Below are 17219 nucleotides of genomic sequence, written 5' to 3' on the forward strand. Positions count from 1 at the left end.
GGACAAATTTAGCGCTGATTGCAGATTGCGATGACGGGATCACATCCTGTACCCGCTCTGGTGACATCGGCGTGCATAAGGTGGAGCGCACACCCACTTTTCGGATTGATGGAGGATGCAATGGCGCGGACGATTCCCGAAGGAACTCTGATCGTGGTGGCCGACGGTGGTTCGGCGCGGGTGTTCACCAACGTGGGCAGCAACCACCAGTTGACCCTGAAGCAGGAAGGTGAACTGCGCCTGCAGGACATCAGCGAGCAGGGTGTATCCGGGCAGGGGCCTGCGGGTGCCGTGCCGAAGGACATGTCGGTCTCGCAGCTCAATGAGGCCACGTTCGCCAAGCAGGTGGCCGAACAGCTAAACGAAGATGCCTTGAAGAACCGCTATGCGCACCTGGTATTGATCGCCGACCCGACCACGCTGGGCCGCATTCGTCCGCTGCTGCATAAAGAGGTCCAGGCGCGATTGCTCGGGGATATTGCCAAGGATCTGACCAACGCGCCGCTGGAAGACATCCAGAAGGCACTGGCGGCGTAGCGCTCATGCCGTTCATGCGTGATCACCTTGCGAACGAGCCCACCTCTGCGGAGGTGGCGGCGCAGCCTGGCTGGCAGGTGCTGGAGTTCGGTTCGCCCTGGTGTGGTCATTGCCAGGCCGCGCAGCCCGCGTTGCAGGCCTTTGTCGACGCGAACGATCTGCCGCATTGGAAGATCGAGGATGGCAAGGGAAGGCCATTGGGGCGAGCGTTCAAGGTGAAGCTGTGGCCGACGGTGGTGCTGCTGCGCGATGGAGAAGAGATCGCGCGGGTGGTAAGGCCGCTGGACAGCGCGGATCTCATTTCGTTGCGGAGCGCACTTCCCGGTTGAAGAGTGAACCCGGTGCGGGGCACCGGGCAGTCGCACTGCAGCATGCGGCGTTACATGCCCGGTGCTAGGATCCGGCTATCGCCTGAATCGATCCAAATGCCGATGCCCACGCTGGACCGTCGTCTCCTGATCGCTGTCGCCGCCACGGCGATGCTCGCTTCCGGCCTGGCGTCGGCCGCGCCTGCCAGAACCGCCGCCGACAAGGCCTATGCCTCGGTCGACCCGTTCATTGGTACGGGTGGTGAAGGCCACACTTACCCGGGTGCCACGGTGCCGTTCGGCATGGTCCAGCTCAGCCCGGACACACGCATCCAGCCACGCGAAAAGGCCTATGGCTGGGCAGCCGGCTACCGCTACGACGACAGCAGCATCGTCGGCTTCTCGCACACGCATTTTTCCGGCACTGGCCATTCCGATCTGGGCGACATCCTGCTGATGCCGTTCACCGGCAGTCCCGGCCTGGAGCGTGGCGATCCTGAGAAGCCGGGCAGCGGCTATACCTCTCGCTTCCGCCATGACGATGAGAAGGCCGAGCCGGGCTACTACGCCGTCACCCTGGACGACTACAAGGTGCGCGCCGAGCTGACCACCAGTGCGCGCGTGGGCGTGCATCGCTACGCCTTCCCCAGGGGCGCCGACGCCAAGGTGCTGCTGGACATGCGCACGAGCATGTACGACTACCCGGGCAAGGTGCTGTGGTCGCGGGTGCGGGTGCGCGCCGATGGTACCGTGACCGGCTTCCGGCAGACGCGCGGCTGGGCGCCGGGTCGCCAGCTGTACTTCGCGATGCGTTTCTCGCGGCCGCTTTCCGGGCATGAGCTGCACAACACCGAGCAGGACATCGTCTACAAGGGCTTCCCGCCGCCGGGCGAAAAGGACCCGGCGCAGCGCGCCCAGATCGAGGGCCGCCAGCTGGTCGGTACCTTCGCATTCGGCAAGCTGGATGCACCGCTGGTGGTCAAGGTCGCGATCTCGCCGGTCAGCGAAGCCGGCGCCATTGCCAACCTCGACGCGGAAGTGGCCGACTTTGATTTCGATCGCGTGCGTGCGCAGGCGAAACAGGAATGGACGCAGGCGCTGTCGGTGCTCGATATCGATGCGCCCGAGCACGCCCGCCGCAGTGCCTATACCGCGCTGTACCACACCCTGCTGGGGCCGACGCTGTTCATGGATGCCGATGGCCAGTACCGCGGGCCGGACAATGCCGTGCACAAGGCCGAGGGCTACACGAACTACTCGACGTTCTCGCTGTGGGACACCTACCGCGCGCTGCATCCGTTGCTGACGCTGGTGCAGCCGGAGAAACGCAACAGCGACTTCGTCAATTCGATGCTGGCGCACCATCAGCACAGCCCGTACGGCATGCTGCCGGTGTGGTCGTTCCATGGCCTGGAAGACTGGTGCATGATCGGCTACCACGCCGTGCCGGTGATCGCCGACGCCTACGTGAAGGGCATTCGCGGCTTCGACGCCGACAAGGCACTGAAGGCGATGATCGAGACTGCCAACTACGGCCCCTATGACGGCATCGCGCAATACCGCGAGCTGGGCTATGTGCCGATCGACGAGGAAGGCGAGGCCGCCAGCAAGACGCTGGAGTACGCCTTCGATGACTGGACCATCGCGCGCATGGCGCAGGCGATGGGCAAGACCGATGTGGCGGCGACCTTCGACAAGCGTGCCGGCAACTGGCGCAATGCCTTCGACAAGGACACCGGTTTCATGCGTGCGCGCAAGCGCGATGGCAGCTTCCGCACTCCGTTCGACCCCAGTGCCAGCGGCTATGGCACCGACTACACCGAAGGCAACGCCTGGCAGTATTCGTGGTACGTGCCGCAGGATGTTGCCGGACTGGCAGCAGCGCACGGTGGCAGCGACAAGCTGCTCGCGCGCCTGGACGATGTATTCAACGCCAAGGTGGATCCGTCCATCTTCGAGCACATGGAAGACATCACCGGCCTGATCGGCTGGTATGCGCACGGCAACGAGCCCAGCCACCACGTGGCCTACCTGTATTCGTATGCAGGTCAGCCGTGGCGCACCCAGGCGCGGTTGAAGCAGATCATGGACACCCAGTATGCCGACCGCCCCGATGGGCTGGCCGGCAACGATGATGTCGGCCAGATGTCGGCCTGGTACGTGTTCACCGCGCTGGGCTTCTATCCGGTGGCCCCGGGCTCGGGCGAGTACATCCTCGGCCGCCCGTTCCTGCCGAAGACCGCGATGCGTCTTCCGAACGGCAAGACGTTCACCATCGTGGCCGAGGGGCTGGATGACGCGCACACGTACGTGGGCAGCGTGACGTTGAACGGCAAGCCGCTGCAGCGTACCTTCCTGCGCCACGACGAGATCCTGGCCGGTGGCGAACTGCGCTTCAGCATGCAGGCCGAGCCGAACAGGGACTGGCCGGGGCAGGGCGCGCAGGCGCCGTATTCGATGAGCCGATGACGCGCACTCGGTAGGTGCCAACCTTGGTTGGCACGCTTCACGGGTGACCGGGAACATGTAGAGCCGAGCCCATGCTCGGCTCAGGTATCGCGTCAACGGCAGCCGAGCATGGGCTCGGCTCTACAAGGGCAATTCGACAAAGGTCAGCGAAACCGCAACCCCACCCGCGCACCGCCGATCGGGGCGGTATCAATCATCAAGGTCGCGCCATGCCGCTGCGCGATCTCGGCCACGATCGCCAGGCCCAGTCCGCAGCCGTCGCCCTCGCTGCTCGCCCGGTAGAAGCGTTCCGTGACGCGCGCGCGTTCGGCTTCGGCGATGCCTGTACCGTCATCGTCCACCCACACCTGCACGCCCTCGGCATCCCGCTGTAGTCCCAGGGTGATCACGCCGGGCACGGCGCCGTAGCGCAGCGCGTTGTCCAGCAGGTTGCCCAGTGCCTCGCGCAACAGCTGCGGATCGCCTTGTACCTGCACGCCGTCGTCGGGTCCGTCGTAACCCAGGTCCACGCCCGCCGCCAACGCACGGTCGGCGTAGCGCTCGACCACGCCCCGCGCCAGCGCGGCCAGGTCGAGCGGCTGCAGCGGCAGTACGCTGCCATGGGGATCTTCCGAACGGCTGAGCATCAGCAGTTGGTTGACCAGGTGCTGCAGCCGCGCCAAACCGGCCAGCGTGCCTGACAGCGCCAGCTGCTGGGACTGCGGATCCTGTTGGCGCAATGAACTCTCCAGCTCCACCTGCATTGCCGCCAGCGGCGTGCGCAGCTGGTGCGCGGCGTTGCTGACGAAGCGCCGTTGCGCGGCCTGCATGGCGTCCAGTCGCTGCAGCAGGGCGTTGTAGGCCTCCACCGCCGGCCACAGTTCGCGCGGCGCCTCCTGCGCCGGCTCCAGCGGCGCCAGCGGGTCGGGGCGTGGGCTGGCCAACCGCCGTGCCACCTGGTTGGCGTGGCGTGCAGCCGCGCCGGTACCGGACCAGGCCAGCCACGCAGCCAGCGCCAGGATCGCGGCCTGGAACGGGATGCTGGCCAGCAGCAGCTTGCGCTCCAGGCGGTGGCGCTTGCGCAGCGTCTCGGCCACGCGCAGGCGGATATCGTGGCCCGGCCCGGCGCTGACCACGACTTCGACCATGCGCACCGGCTGCCCACGCAGGCGCGCGTCGTAGTAGACGGCATCGTCGCTGCCGGCAGCGATCGCGGGGCGGGGCAGCGCTTCGGGCAGGTCGCCATACAGGCGCCCGCCCGCGGCGTCGACCACTTCGCCATGCACTTCGTCAGCGGTATCCCAGGTGAACATGCGCGACACCGCAGGCGTGATCTCGATCGAGGCACGCCCGTCCTGCACCTTCACCAGCTCGGACAACGACATCGCCGAATCCAGCAGCCAGCGGTCATAGACCTGGCCGGCGTAGAAGCGGGCCAGCGCGAACGAACCGACTGCGCTGCACAGCAGCAGCACCAGCAGGGGCAGCCACAGGCGGCGCAGCAGCAGCCCCCGCAGGCTGTGCACGCGCTCAGTCACCCCCGGCCTCCAGCCGATACCCCAGGCCACGCAACATGCGGATGCCGACGCCGGCGCGTGCCTGCTCCAGCTTGCGGCGCAGGCGGCTGACGTGCACTTCGATCACCGACAGGTTGGCCTCGTGATCCCAGCTGTACAGCGCGTCGAACAGGCGCTGCTTGGTGACGGTGCGGCCGGGATGCTGCATCAGTGCCTCGACCAGCGACAGCTCGCGCGCGGTCAGTTCGATGCGCTGGCCTTCCACCTGCACTTCATTGCGGATGCTGTCGAAGCACAACCGGCCCAGCCGCTTCTTTGCCGGTGCGTCGCTTCGGCGGCGTGACAGCGCACGCAGGCGCGCCTCCAGCTCACCGAGTGCAAATGGCTTGGCCAGGTAATCGTCGCCACCCCGGTCGAGGCCGAGGATGCGGTCCTCCACACCGTCGCGCGCGGTCAGGATCAGCACCGGCAGGGTGACGCCGTCGTTGCGCAGGCGAGAGAGCAGGTCCAGGCCATCGACGTCAGGCAATGAAAGGTCCAGCACCATCACGTCATACGGCACGCTGGCCAGTGCAGCCGGCGCGTGCAGCCCGCGCGAAAGGTGGTCGCACAGATGGCCGGCGCCCTGCAGGGCGCGGATCAGTCCATCGGCCAGAGCGGCGTCGTCTTCGATCAGCAGGATTCGCATTGCAAGCTTCGTGCAAGGTTGGGGCAAGTTTGGCGCAAGTGCATCACCTTACCGTGACGTGCATGAATTTCTCCCGTTGTCTTGCGGCCCTGCTGGCCGCCCTTTCGTGCGCGCCTGCGGCTTCGGCGCTGTCCCTGCAGGAAGCGCAGCGCGCCATGGAAGCACACAACCCGGACCTGCGTGCGGCGGCACTGGAGCTGCGCGGCGTGCAGGGCGATGTGCAGACGGCGGCGTTGCGCCCGGCGACCGAGTTGTCGATCGGCACCAGCAAGATCAGCCCCAAGCATGGCATCGGCTCCGGACGCTGGCAGGACAAGCGGGTGGACAGCACCGTGGGCCTGGGCTGGACCTGGGAGCGCGGTGGCAAGCGTGCGTTGCGTATCCGCCAGGCCGATGCGCTGCTGGAAGTGGCCGGGCTGGAGATGCTCGATGCGCGGCGCCGCCAGCAGGTGGCGCTGCATGAGGCCTACTTCGGCCTGAAGCGCGCGCAGGAGCGGGTGCAGATTGCCGAGGCCAACCGCCAGAGTTCGGCCGAACAGATGGCGGCAGCCGACAAGCAGGTTGCCACCGGGGCGATGGCGCCGGTCGACCGCGCGCGGCTGGCGGTGGACGACCTGGCGGTGGCCGACGCGGCGCGCGAGGCGGCCCTGGATCTGCGCGATGCGCGGCATGCGCTGGGCCTTCTGCTCGGGCGTGACGACAGCCATGACCTCAGCGCCGATGATCCTTGGCCGGAGGCCAGCAGCGTGGCCAGCGTGCGTGCGTTCGATCCGCAGCAGCGTGCCGATCTGCGCGCGGCACGTTCGCGCCTGGCCGCGGCCGACGCCGGTGTGGCACTGGCGCGCAGTGAGCGCCATCGCGACATCCAGCTGGGTGTGGAGGCCGAGCGCGAGCCGACCGACATCAGCGGTGTCACCTGGGGAGTGTCATTGACCATCCCGCTCGGCGGCCCGTCACGTGCACGCGGCGCGATCCAGCGAGCCGAGGCCGACCGTGACAGCGCCGCGCTGGAGCTGCAGGTACTGCAGCGCGAAGCACGCGCCGAGCTGGACCAGCTGCAGGCCAGCGCGCAGTCCGCCGCACAGCGCCGCAGCGACTATGAGGGACTGCAGTCCGACGCCGCACGCAAGGCGGTGCAGGGCATCGAACTGGCGTACCGGCGCGGCGCCGCCAGCCTGACCGATCTGCTGGATGCGCGCCGCAGCTGGCGCGACTTCGAGACGGCGCTGATCGATGCGCGTGCCGACCATGCCATTGCCCTGGCGCGCTGGGAAGCGGCCACATCCGTTGCTGAAGGAGAGTCCCGATGAAGTCCACCGTCGCTTATCGACCGCAGGCGCGACAGGCCGTGCTGCCGGCCTTGCTGGCGCTGGCCCTGCTGGGCGGCTGCGGCCGCGAACCGGCGTCGTATACCGAGGACGGGCCGAAGGTCAGTGCTGGCCAGATCCAGTTTCCTGCCGGTAGCCGCCAGCTGGACGTGCTACGCAGCGAGGCGGTCACCGCCGGCGCCAGCGCCAGCCTGCAGCTGCCGGGCCGGGTGGTCTGGGACGAGACGCGCTCCAGCGCGCTGCGTACGCCGTTGGCCGGGCAGGTGGCGCGTATCGAGGCACAGCCGGGGCAGAAAGTGAAGGCGGGCCAAGTGATCGCCTGGATCACTTCGCCCGAATTCGGTCAGGCCCAGGCGGAGGGCGTGCGCGGCCGTGCCCAGCTGCAGCAGGCGCGCAAGGAGCTGGAGCGCACCCGCGAGTTGCATGCGGCAGGTGTGGCGTCGGGCCGCGAACTGGACGAGGCCGAGGCCAATTTCGCCGGCAGCCAGGCCGATCAAGCGCGTGCCACCGCCTTCGCCAAGGCCTATGGCAATGGCCAGCACGTCGATCAGCGCCTGCCGTTGCGCGCGCCGATCGATGGCGTGCTGGTGGAGCGGCGGATGAGCCCAGGCATGGCGGTCAGCCCCGACAGCGAACGGCCATTGGCGGTGATTGGCGATCCGGACCGCCTGTGGTTGCAGCTGGATGTACCGGAGGGCCTGGCCGGACGTTTGAAGGCGGGCATGCAGGTGAGCGTGCCCGGGGCCGATGGACAGCCGCTGCAGGCGACCCTGCAGCACGTGGATGACTTCGTCGACAGCGAACGCCGCGTGGTGCAGGCGCGCGCCGAGCTGGACAACCGCGCACGCGGTTTCAAGGCGGGGCAGTACGTGCGCGCCCAGGTGGCGTTGCCGGCCGAGGGCGGTGTCTCGCTGCCCGATGCGGCCGTGTTGTTGATCGACGGCAAGCAGGTGGTGTTCGTGGAGGAGGGCAAGGGCCGCTTCGTGCGTCACGCGGTGCATGCCGAGGAGCTGGGCGATGGCCGGCTGTGGGTGCGTGAGGGCCTGGCCGCAGGCGCCAGGGTGGTGGTAGAAGGCGGCCTGCTGCTGCAGCAGCTGGCGGACAGCGCACCGGCCGCCGCCAGCACCGGCACGGGGCACGCCGCCCCATGATCGATCGCCTGATTGCCTACTGCCTGCGCCAGCCATTGATGGTGATGCTGGCACTGCTGCTGTTCATGGGTGCTGGCATTGCCGCGTTCCGCGTACTGCCGGTGGAAGCCTTCCCGGATGTATCCGACACCCAGGTGACCGTGGTGTCGCTGCACCCGGGCCGTGCCGCCGAAGAGGTCGAGCGCGAGGTGACGATGCCATTGGAGGTGGCGTTGTCCGGCATCCCGCATTCGGTGCGGGTGTTCTCGCATACGCAGTTCGGCCTGTCGATGATCATCCTGACCTTCGACGACAAGGCCGATGACTACTTCGCACGCCAGCAGGTCCTGGAGCGCCTGCAGGGCGTGGAGCTGCCGGAAGGGGTGACCCCGGAACTGGAAGCGATGAGCTCGGCGGTAGGTGAGATCTACCGCTATGTGCTGAAAGGCCCGCACATGACGCCAACCCAGCTGCGCACCGTGCAGGAATGGACGATGGAGCGCAGCCTGCGCACCGTGCCGGGCGTGGCCGATGTGATCAGTTTCGGCGGCTTCGCGCGTACCTTCCAGGTCAAGCCGGACCTGGACAAGCTGCGTGACCGCGGCATCAGCCTGGGTGAGTTCGCCGAGGCGATGGAGAGGGGCAGCTCGAATGCCGGCGGCGGCTACGTGGAACGCGGCCAGCAGCAGTTCCTGATCCGCGGCGTGGGCCTGATGCGCTCGCCGGCCGACATCGGCAACGTGGTGGTGGCGCAACGCGGAGGAACGCCGATCCTGGTACGCGACCTGGCCGGCATCGCCGATACCGGGCTGCCCCGGCAGGGCCTGGTCGGCCAGGACGACAATGACGATGCGGTGTTCGGCATGGTGCTGATGCGCAAGGGCGAGAACCCGTCCGACGTGCTCGACGCGCTGCATGCGCGCATCGCCGAGATCGAGGCCAACCAGCTGCCGGCCGGGGTCAGCATCGAGCCGTTCTACGACCGCTCATGGCTGGTCTCGACCACGCTGAAGACGGTCTTCCGCAACCTGCTGGAAGGCGCGGTGCTGGTGTTCCTGGTGCTGTGGCTGTTCCTGTACAACGCCCGTGCCGCGCTGATCGTGGCGGCGATGATGCCGCTGGCGCTGCTGTCGACCTTCCTCGGCCTGCATCTGTGGGGCGTGCCGGCCAACCTGCTGTCGCTGGGTGCGATGGACTTCGGCATCATCATCGATGGCGCGGTGATCGTGACCGAGCACATCGTCTCGCGATTGTCGAAGCTGCCACCTGCGGCTGATCGGAAGACGCGGTTGTCGACCATTCTGTCGGCCGCTTCGGAAGTGGGCCGGCCGACGTTCTTCTCGATGCTGATCATCATCGCCGCGCACATCCCGATCTTCACGCTGCAGCGCCAGGAAGGCCGCATGTTCGCGCCGATGGCGTACTCGGTGACCTCGGCATTGATCGGCGCGCTGATCCTGGCGCTGGCCGTGGTGCCGTTGTTCTGCTACTGGTGGCTGCGGCGCGACCGCATGCGCGACGGCAATCCGCTGATGGACCGCCTGACCGGCTGGTACCGGCCGGTCCTGGAGCGCGCACTGGCCCGCCCGCGTGCGGTGGTACTGACCGCAGTCGCGCTGCTGGTGGGCACGCTGGCGCTGGGCACCCGCCTGGGATCGGAGTTCCTGCCCGAGCTGGACGAAGGCTCGATCTGGCTGACCGCCACGCTAGACCCCAGCACCAGCCTGGCCGAAGCGCAGCAGCAGTCGCGGCGCATCCGCGAACTGGTCGGCACGTTCCCGCAGGTATCGACGGTGGTGGCCAAGCTGGGACGCCCGGAAGACGGCTCCGATGCCAAGGGCGCCAACCAGATCGAGGCGCTGGTGGCGTTGAAGCCGGAGAAGGAATGGCCGAAAAGCGTGGACAAGCGACAGCTGGTGAGCGACCTGCAGCGCACGCTGGAGCAGCGCATTCCGGGCCCCGAGTTCTCGATTTCGCAGCCGGTGCGCGACAACATCCTGGAGAGCATCTCGCAGATCAAGGGCCAGGTCGTGATCAAGGTCAGCGGCTCGGATCTGGACGTGTTGAACCAGCAGGCGCAGGCGATCCTCGGGCAGGTACGCGGCGTGGAGGGCGTGGAGAGCGCCTTCATCGACCGCGACGGCTCGTTGCCGCAGCTGCAGATCGAGATTGATCGCGACCGCGCTGCGCGCTATGGCCTGAACGTGCGCGACATCGACGAGGTGATCGAGACCGCACTGGGCGGGCGCCAGGTCGGCGAGCTGTGGGAGGGGGACCGCAGGTTCCCGATCACCCTGCGCCTGGACGATGCCGATCGTGACCTGCAGCGGCTGCGTACGGTGCCGGTTGGCATCGGCGATGGCCACACCGTGACACTGTCCGACGTGGCCGACTTCCGCATGGCCAGCGGCGCGATCAACATCTCGCGCGAGAACGCACAGCGGGTGAAGGCGGTGAGCATCTTCATCGCCGGCCGCGACATGGGCAGCGTGGTGGCTGACATGCGCAAGCGCGTGGATGCCAGCGTACAGCTGCCGGAAGGCTACCGGCTGGAGTGGTCCGGCGAGTTCGAGAACCAGCAGCGTGCGATGAAGCGCCTGGCCTGGGTGATTCCGCTGTCGGTGTTGATCATCTTCGTGCTGCTGTTCGATGCCTTCAAGGACATCAGCAGCGCCGCGCTGATCCTGGCCAACGTGCCACTGGCGATGATCGGCGGCATCCTGGCCCTGTGGCTGACCGGCATTCCGCTGTCGGTGTCGGCGGCAATCGGCTTTATTGCATTGTTCGGGCAAGCGGTGCTGAACGGCGTGGTGATGCTCAGCCGCTTCGCCCAGCTGCGCGAGCAGGGCATGGACCTGCTGCAATCCGTGGTGCAGGGTTCGCTGCAGCGCCTGCGCACGGTGCTGATGACCGCACTGCTGGCGATGTTCGGCCTGCTGCCGATGGCCACCTCGCATGCGATCGGTGCCGAGACCCAGAAGCCGCTCGCGGTGGTGGTGATCGGCGGCCTGCTGTCGGCGATGCTGCTGACCCTGCTGGTACTGCCCACGTTGTACTACTGGGTGCATCGCCGCCGCGAGGCGCGCATCGCCTGACCTACCTGTAGAGCCGAGCCCATGCTCGGCTGCTTCTGGCGTTTGCGCGAAGAGCAGCCGAGCATGGGCTCGGCTCTACAAGGGCGTCGCGCCATGCGTGGATGCCACCTGTGCGGACTACACCATCCCGCCATTGGCGCGCAGCACCTGGCCGTTGATCCACCCGCCATCGGCACCAACCAGGAACGCCACCGCACCGGCGATGTCCTCCGGCGTACCCAGCCGCTCCAGGGGGTTCATCTTCGCCAACCGCTCGATCAGCTCGGGCGATTTCCCATCCAGGAACAGATCGGTGGCGGTCGGGCCCGGCGCCACGGCGTTCACGGTGATGTTGCGCCCGCGCAGCTCCTTGCTGAGGATCGCGCCCATGGTCTCCACCGCCGACTTGCTGGCCGCATACACGCTGTAGTTCTCCAGCCGGGTCCCGACCACGCTGGTGGACAGCGTGATGATGCGCCCGCCGTCGCGCACCCGTCGCGCGCTTTCGCGCAGCACGTTGAAGGCGCCCTTGAGGTTGATGCCGATCACCCGCTCGAACAGGGCGTCGTCGGTGTCGGCGAGCGGCGCCAGCTGCAATACGCCGGCGCTGTTGACCACCACGTCGATGCCGCCGAAACGGGCCTCGATGGCGTTGAACAGCTGGTAGACCGCCTGCGGATCGGCCACATCGGCCTGCAGCGCGATGGCCTGCGCGCCGGCTGCGTTGAGTTCGGCCGCCAAGGCTTCGGCGTCGTCGCGGCGGCCCGCATAGTTGATCGCGACCGCGTGGTCATCGGCGGCCAGGCGGCGGGAGATGGCCGCGCCGATGCCACGGGAGCCGCCGGTGACCAGAGCGACAGAGCGGGCGGGGGAGAGGGTCATGGTGGCTTCCACTGGGGCGCGCCGGAGCGGCGCAGGGCCATGTTCGCGCCATCGCACGTTCGGATAATCCTGCATAATCCGCCAACATCATCCGGATAGCCGAACAATGGACCGCTTTACGGCCATGCGCGCCTTCGTCCGTATCGTCGAGCGCCGTAGCTTCACCCGGGCCTCCGAGGACCTCGGCCTGCCGCGGGCCACGGTGACCGACGCGATCAAGGCGCTGGAACAGCGGCTGGGCGTGCGCCTGCTGCACAGGACCACGCGGCTGGTGGTGCCGACGTTGGAAGGCGAGGCCTTCTATGGCCGTTGCCTGCGCCTGATCGCCGACATGGACGATGCCGAGGCCGCCTTCCGTGACGCGCCGCCGCGCGGCCCCTTGCGCATTGAAGTGCATGGCACGCTGGGCCGGCACCTGCTGTTTCCGCACCTGCCGGAATTCCTGCAGCGCTATCCGGAGATCGAGCTGGACGTCAGTGAAGGCGACCGCTATGTCGATCTGCTGCGCGAAGGCGTGGATGCGGCGTTGCGGGTGGGGACGCTGGCCGATAGCGATCTGGCGGCGCGCCGGTTGGCGATGCTGCGCGAGGTCACGGTGGCCGCGCCGGGTTACCTGCAGGACAAGGGTGTGCCCGGCAGCATCGCGTCCCTGCTGGGCGGCCATGAAATGGTGGGCTATCGCTCCAGCGCCACCGGCCAGCTGATTCCGCTGGAGTTCCAGCAGGGCGGGCAGGTGCGCTACGTGCCGCTGCCGGCGCGGGTGCGTGTGTCCGGTGCGGATGCGTTCCTCGGCGCCGCGCTGGCGGGCCTGGGCATCATCCAGGCTCCGCGCTACCGGATGGACCCGTATATCGCGCGCGGGCAGCTGGTGGAGCTGTTGCCGGACGCGCCGCCGACCCCAAGCCCGTTGAGCCTGGTCTACCCGCGCAACCGCACGCCGTCGCCGCGCTTGCGGGTGTTCATCGACTGGGTGGCCGGGGTGTTCGAGCAGACCGGGGTTGCCGGCCAGCGGCCGGCACTACCGGAGCGGCACGCGAAGCTGTCCGACCGCAGGGGGTAGTGCCGGCCGCTGGCCGGCATCACAGCGCTGCCAGCGACCCCTGCATGCGATGGAAACTGCCATCGGTGGCGGTGAACCAGGCCAGCGAATGCCCGCACGCGAAGTCATCGACATGCACGACCGTAGCGCCATCGGCTTCCTGCCACGAAATGGCATAGACCCCGTCGCTGATCTGCTGCCACTCGCAGGCGGCTTCACCCTGTGCACCGGCATAGGCGCCTGAGACGATGGCGTACTGCACATGGCGGCCATCGGCACTGTATGCGTTGTCTGCCGTCAGGCCGTCATAGCTGACGCGGAAGCGGCGGCCGGCGAACAGTGGCAGGGTGGACGCCGCGTTCATCGGATCGCCACCGGGTTTATGTTGACCTGGGTCGAGCCGACGTACAGCGGCTGGCCGAGCACGAACAGGAATTCCCAGGCCTTGTCGCGCACCAGCGCACGGCTGTCGATCAGCTCCAGGTTGTAGATGCCGCGCTTGGCCAGCATGTACTGGTTGATCGGGAACTCCTCGGCACCGTTCGGGTTCGGGTAGACCTCCGAGGCCCAGGTGTCGCCACCGAAGGCGACGATGCCCTGGTCGGCCAGCCACTTCGCCGCCTGCATGCCAATGCCCGGTTCCACTTCCAGGAACTGTTTGTCGTCCTTGCCGATCAGTTCCAGCCAGCCGGTGTTGAACAGCACCACGTCGCCCTTGCGCAGGCTCAGGCCCTGCTTCTTCAGCACGGCCTGGATGTCGGCCACGGTGAACTCGGTGCCGCCGGGCACGATCGCCTTGCCGTAGTACGCAGTCATGTCCAGCACGACGCCGCGGGTGACCATTGGCGGCACCTTCTCGACGCCGAGCTTGCGCACGCCGTCCACGGTGACGAAGTCGGCGGCCTTGTTGCCGTTGTAGTAGACGTTGTCGATGCCGATATGGCCGATGCCGTTGAGCTGGGTGCCAACGCCGGTCCAGGCGTTCACCAGTTCATCGTTGAAGGTGAACTTGTTGGGGCCCAGCGACGTGCCGGCCTGCTGGCCGACCTGCACGTTGTACAGGCGGAAGCTGCGGTGGCGGAACGCGGGCAGGTTCTTGTCCACCGGCACCGCCAGCGGATAGGTCTTGCCGGTCCTGACCAGCGATACCGCGTGCTTGACCACGTCCATGGTGAGCAGGTTGGCGGCGCCGATCTCGTCGTTGGCGCCGTAGGCAGAGGGGTACCACTCCTCGGCGGTGGCCTGGAAGGACAGCGGCAGGGTGGCCAGCGCAAGCGCGGCCAGGGTCTTGATCTTCATGGCAAAGCTCCGGTAACTGTCAGGCCGTCGCGGGGGCGGCAAGCGGGGCATGCGGCGCGGTGGCGCCGGCATGGGCCGGGAAGTGCGGGAGCACGTACTCGGCGATTTCGTGGAAGGTCTCGGCCAACGGCCGTTCGTTGCGGCGGAACTGCAGGCCGATGTGGTCGACACCGGCCGCCTGCATGGCGTGCAGCTCGGCCAGCAGGGCGTTGCGGCCGCCGCGCAGGCCGAAGCGCCAGCGCTGCAGAGGAGCATCGGCATCGGCCACCAGGTTCAGGTGGATGAAGCTGGCATAGGGCTTGTTGCCGGCCACGGCGCGCCAGGCCGCCACGCGTTGCGCATGGTCCTGTGGCGTGCCCGGGTAAGCCAGGCAGCCATCCATGTGCTGGCCGATCCACGCCGGTTGCTGCTGGGCCAGGCCGGCCACGAACAGCGGCAGGGACGGGCCATCCGCGGGCAGCACGTCCAGGCCCTGCGGCAGGCGCGCGGCGGCGCCTTCGCGCAGCAGTGCGATGTGCTCGCGGAAGCGGCTGCCGCGGGTGTCGAAGTCGCGGCCGAACAGCGGGTACTCCACCGGGCGGTCGCCACTGGCCACGCCCAGCAGCAGGCGGTCACCGCTGAGCCGCTGCACGCTGCGCGCCGACTTCAGGGTCAGCAACGGCTCACGGATCGGCAGCACCACCGCACCGGTGCCCAGCAGGATGTCATTGGTGATGCCGGCCAAGTAGCCGAGGTAACTGAATACCTCGAACACCTGCGCCGCATCGCCGAAGGCCGGGTCGTACACCGGCACGTCGCGTACCCACAGCGCACGGAAGCCGAGGCGGTCGGTCAACCGTGCCAGTTCCGCATGGCGCTGCAGGTCCGGTTCGCCGGGCAGGCGTCGCGCGGCGCGTCGTGCCTGTTCGCCCAGCGGCGTCCAGTCATTGTCCAGCGGTGCTTCGATGCCGATGCTGAAGCCACCGGCCTGCAGCCGCGCCAACGCACTGCCCATGGCCAGGCTCCTCAGTCCCAGGCCGGGGCCAGGCCCGGCGGATCGACTTCGCGGCCGTTGCGGTCAAGCGCGGCGATCGCGGCCATGTCATCGGCATCCAGGCGCAGGTCCTGGGCGAGCAGGTTGCTGGCCAGGTTCTCGCGCTTGGTCGAGGACGGGATGACCGAGTAACCCCGCTGCAGCGCCCACGCCAGCGCAACCTGGGCCACGGTGGCCTGGTGCTTGCCGGCGATGGCGGTCAGCACCGGATCCTTCAGCACCTTGCCGTAGGCCAGGGTCATGTAGGAGGTCACGGTGATGCCCTGGTCCTGCAGGAAGGTGGTCAGTGCCGGGTTCTGCAGGTAGGGGCTCAGTTCGATCTGGTTGGTGGCGATCTCGCCGGCACCGACCACCTCGATGGCCTGCCGGGTCAGCTCGATGTTGAAGTTGGACACACCGATCTGGCGGGTCAGGCCCAGCGTCTTGGCGTCGGCCAGCGCGGTCATGTATTCGCGCAGTTCAACGCCATTGCCCGGCGCCGGCCAGTGGATCAGCAGCAGGTCGACATAGTCGGTGCGCAGCTTGGCCAGGCTGTCGCGCAGGCTCGGGATCAGCTTGTCGGCGGCGTAGTTGTCCACCCAGATCTTGGTGGTCAGGAACAGCTGGTCGCGTGGGACGCCGGATTCGGCGATGGCCTGGCCGACTTCGGCTTCGTTGCCATAGATCTGCGCGGTATCGATCGCACGGTAGCCGACCTCAAGGGCGTTGCGCACCGAGTCGATGACGGTCTGGCCGGTCAGGCGGAAGGTGCCGACGCCAAAGGAAGGAAGGCTCATGATGGACTCCAGGGACTTCGTTGAGAGCCGGTGGGCTCGGGACAGGGCGAAGTGTGGGCGCTTTACATTTGTTGATTAAGCTGTGTATACGGGAAACGCTTTTGCGCCGAGGTAAAAAATGAAAACCACCCTGGATGAGCTGAAGGCCTTCGTGGCCGTGGTCGACAGTGGTTCGATCACGGCGGCGGCCGAGGCGCTGGAGCTGACCATCTCGGCCACCAGCCGCACCCTGGCGCGGCTGGAAGACAAGCTGCAGACCACGCTGCTGCGGCGGACCACGCGGCGGCTGGAGCTGACCGAGGAAGGCGCGGCGTTCCTGGAGTACGCGCGCACGATCCTCGCCACGGTGGACGAGGCCGAGGAACAGATGGCCGCGCGGCGGCTGCAGCCGGTCGGGCGCCTGCGCGTGGACGCCGCCACGCCGTTCATGCTGCATGTGATCGTGCCGTTGCTGGAGGGCTTCCGCGAGCGCTACCCGCAGGTCGAGCTGGAGCTGAATTCCAACGAGGGCATCACCGACCTGATCGAGAAGCGCACCGACGTGGCGTTCCGCATCGGCGTGCTGCGCGATTCCACCCTGCATGCGCGGCCGATCGGCCACAGCCGCATCCGCGTCGTCGCCAGTCCCGAGTACCTGCGACGGCATGGCACACCGACACGCGTGGAGCAGCTGCGCAAGCACGATCTGCTGGGATTTACCCAGCCCAGTTCATTGAACGAGTGGCCGCTGCACGATGCCGATGGCGGGCCTTTCGTGATCGCGCCGGCGATCGCTTCATCCAGTGGCGAGACGCTGCGGCAGATGGCGGTGGCCGGGCTGGGCATCGCCTGCCTGTCTGATTTCCTGACCCGCCAGGATCGGCGTGAGGGCCGCCTGGTGCAGCTGTTCGCCAAGCAGACGCAGGAGGTGCGGCAGCCGATCAATGCGGTGTACTACCGCAACACCGCGCTGGCCGCGCGCATCACGTGCTTCGTCGACCACGTGACGCAGACGCTGGGACAGCGACCGTTCGACGAATAGAGAAGGGTAGAGCCGGCCGCTGGCCGGCTTTCCCCACCTGCCGGATCACCGCAGCTGCCGGCCAGCGGCCTGGCACTACCGTTGGCTGCGTCGAGCGCATCGGTAGATCCACGCCATGCGTGGATGGCGTGTTCCAACC

The 17219-nt window shown here is 67.7% G+C and carries 15 protein-coding genes; 8 read left to right on the top strand and 7 right to left on the bottom strand.

The genetic code is table 11. The annotated features are described in order from the left end of the window. Positions 1-120 precede the first annotated feature (120 nt). The 3 genes from ROV95_RS12775 to ROV95_RS12785 all read left to right on the top strand — a co-directional run bounded on the left by ROV95_RS12775 (position 121) and on the right by ROV95_RS12785 (position 3314). Positions 121-537: a host attachment family protein gene (locus ROV95_RS12775; protein ID WP_019337746.1), complete on the top strand. Its 417-nt coding sequence runs from the start codon at positions 121-123 to the stop codon at positions 535-537. A 5-nt stretch (positions 538-542) separates the two neighbouring features. Further along, positions 543-866 (top strand): thioredoxin family protein, encoded by a 324-nt coding sequence (locus ROV95_RS12780; RefSeq protein ID WP_312544699.1) that lies wholly within the window; start codon positions 543-545, stop codon positions 864-866. 96 nt (positions 867-962) lie between these two features. Continuing rightward, positions 963-3314, top strand: coding sequence for a GH92 family glycosyl hydrolase (locus ROV95_RS12785; RefSeq protein ID WP_312544701.1), 2352 nt, complete (start codon positions 963-965; stop codon positions 3312-3314). 143 nt (positions 3315-3457) lie between these two features. On the opposite strand, the gene ROV95_RS12790 is transcribed toward ROV95_RS12785, so the two are convergent. Beyond that, complete coding sequence (locus ROV95_RS12790; RefSeq protein WP_312544702.1) at positions 3458-4831, bottom strand: sensor histidine kinase; 1374 nt, start codon at positions 4829-4831, stop codon at positions 3458-3460. Continuing rightward, entirely contained in the window at positions 4824-5498 is a 675-nt protein-coding gene (locus tag ROV95_RS12795) for a response regulator (protein WP_155029636.1), read from the bottom strand. Before ROV95_RS12795 ends, ROV95_RS12790 begins: the two co-directional genes overlap by 8 nt. A 62-nt stretch (positions 5499-5560) precedes the next feature. On the opposite strand from ROV95_RS12795, the gene ROV95_RS12800 reads away from it, so the two are divergent. From ROV95_RS12800 to ROV95_RS12810, 3 genes are read left to right on the top strand one after another with little or no spacing between them, the layout of a single operon-like run. Further along, positions 5561-6808 carry a TolC family protein gene (locus tag ROV95_RS12800; protein WP_312544704.1) on the top strand — a complete coding sequence of 416 codons (1248 nt, stop codon included), beginning with the start codon at positions 5561-5563 and terminating at the stop codon, positions 6806-6808. Continuing rightward, a complete protein-coding gene (locus ROV95_RS12805; RefSeq protein WP_312544706.1) occupies positions 6805-7977 on the top strand; it encodes an efflux RND transporter periplasmic adaptor subunit in 1173 nt (390 codons plus the stop codon). The genes ROV95_RS12800 and ROV95_RS12805 overlap by 4 nt, the downstream gene beginning before the upstream one ends. Next, entirely contained in the window at positions 7974-11051 is a 3078-nt protein-coding gene (locus ROV95_RS12810) for a CusA/CzcA family heavy metal efflux RND transporter (protein WP_312544708.1), read from the top strand. Before ROV95_RS12805 ends, ROV95_RS12810 begins: the two co-directional genes overlap by 4 nt. A 117-nt stretch (positions 11052-11168) precedes the next feature. Here ROV95_RS12810 and ROV95_RS12815 read toward each other — a convergent pair whose 3' ends face one another. After that, on the bottom strand, positions 11169-11912 hold the full coding sequence (locus tag ROV95_RS12815) for an SDR family oxidoreductase (protein ID WP_312544709.1): 744 nt from the start codon (positions 11910-11912) through the stop codon (positions 11169-11171). A gap of 106 nt (positions 11913-12018) precedes the next feature. On the opposite strand from ROV95_RS12815, the gene ROV95_RS12820 reads away from it, so the two are divergent. After that, the gene (locus tag ROV95_RS12820) at positions 12019-12972 is read left to right on the top strand and encodes a LysR family transcriptional regulator (protein WP_312544711.1); all 954 of its coding nucleotides are present in this window, start codon (positions 12019-12021) and stop codon (positions 12970-12972) included. 19 nt (positions 12973-12991) lie between these two features. Here ROV95_RS12820 and ROV95_RS12825 read toward each other — a convergent pair whose 3' ends face one another. From ROV95_RS12825 to dkgB, 4 genes are read right to left on the bottom strand one after another with little or no spacing between them, the layout of a single operon-like run. Beyond that, entirely contained in the window at positions 12992-13315 is a 324-nt protein-coding gene (locus ROV95_RS12825) for an adenylate cyclase (protein ID WP_312544712.1), read from the bottom strand. Next, positions 13312-14250 carry a cyclase family protein gene (locus ROV95_RS12830; RefSeq protein WP_312544714.1) on the bottom strand — a complete coding sequence of 313 codons (939 nt, stop codon included), beginning with the start codon at positions 14248-14250 and terminating at the stop codon, positions 13312-13314. The genes ROV95_RS12825 and ROV95_RS12830 overlap by 4 nt, the downstream gene beginning before the upstream one ends. Before the next feature lie 19 nt (positions 14251-14269). Continuing rightward, positions 14270-15244 carry a TIGR03571 family LLM class oxidoreductase gene (locus tag ROV95_RS12835; protein ID WP_312544715.1) on the bottom strand — a complete coding sequence of 325 codons (975 nt, stop codon included), beginning with the start codon at positions 15242-15244 and terminating at the stop codon, positions 14270-14272. 11 nt (positions 15245-15255) lie between these two features. Beyond that, complete coding sequence (gene dkgB, locus ROV95_RS12840; RefSeq protein WP_312544717.1) at positions 15256-16059, bottom strand: 2,5-didehydrogluconate reductase DkgB; 804 nt, start codon at positions 16057-16059, stop codon at positions 15256-15258. A 118-nt stretch (positions 16060-16177) separates the two neighbouring features. Between dkgB and ROV95_RS12845 the strand changes: the two genes are divergently transcribed. Continuing rightward, entirely contained in the window at positions 16178-17080 is a 903-nt protein-coding gene (locus ROV95_RS12845) for a LysR family transcriptional regulator (RefSeq protein ID WP_111101885.1), read from the top strand. Positions 17081-17219 lie beyond the last annotated feature (139 nt).

The sequence above is a fragment of the Stenotrophomonas maltophilia group sp. msm1 genome, from assembly GCF_032025805.1.
GTDB lineage: Bacteria > Pseudomonadota > Gammaproteobacteria > Xanthomonadales > Xanthomonadaceae > Stenotrophomonas > Stenotrophomonas hibiscicola.

Coding starts and splice junctions, on each gene's coding strand:
- ROV95_RS12775 (WP_019337746.1), top strand. CDS start 121: ATGGCGCGGACGATTCCCGAAGGAACTCTGATCGTGGTGGCCGACGGT.
- ROV95_RS12780 (WP_312544699.1), top strand. CDS start 543: ATGCCGTTCATGCGTGATCACCTTGCGAACGAGCCCACCTCTGCGGAG.
- ROV95_RS12785 (WP_312544701.1), top strand. CDS start 963: ATGCCGATGCCCACGCTGGACCGTCGTCTCCTGATCGCTGTCGCCGCC.
- ROV95_RS12795 (WP_155029636.1), bottom strand. CDS start 5,498: ATGCGAATCCTGCTGATCGAAGACGACGCCGCTCTGGCCGATGGACTG.
- ROV95_RS12800 (WP_312544704.1), top strand. CDS start 5,561: ATGAATTTCTCCCGTTGTCTTGCGGCCCTGCTGGCCGCCCTTTCGTGC.
- ROV95_RS12805 (WP_312544706.1), top strand. CDS start 6,805: ATGAAGTCCACCGTCGCTTATCGACCGCAGGCGCGACAGGCCGTGCTG.
- ROV95_RS12810 (WP_312544708.1), top strand. CDS start 7,974: ATGATCGATCGCCTGATTGCCTACTGCCTGCGCCAGCCATTGATGGTG.
- ROV95_RS12815 (WP_312544709.1), bottom strand. CDS start 11,912: ATGACCCTCTCCCCCGCCCGCTCTGTCGCTCTGGTCACCGGCGGCTCC.
- ROV95_RS12820 (WP_312544711.1), top strand. CDS start 12,019: ATGGACCGCTTTACGGCCATGCGCGCCTTCGTCCGTATCGTCGAGCGC.
- ROV95_RS12825 (WP_312544712.1), bottom strand. CDS start 13,315: ATGAACGCGGCGTCCACCCTGCCACTGTTCGCCGGCCGCCGCTTCCGC.
- ROV95_RS12830 (WP_312544714.1), bottom strand. CDS start 14,250: ATGAAGATCAAGACCCTGGCCGCGCTTGCGCTGGCCACCCTGCCGCTG.
- ROV95_RS12835 (WP_312544715.1), bottom strand. CDS start 15,244: ATGGGCAGTGCGTTGGCGCGGCTGCAGGCCGGTGGCTTCAGCATCGGC.
- dkgB (WP_312544717.1), bottom strand. CDS start 16,059: ATGAGCCTTCCTTCCTTTGGCGTCGGCACCTTCCGCCTGACCGGCCAG.
- ROV95_RS12845 (WP_111101885.1), top strand. CDS start 16,178: ATGAAAACCACCCTGGATGAGCTGAAGGCCTTCGTGGCCGTGGTCGAC.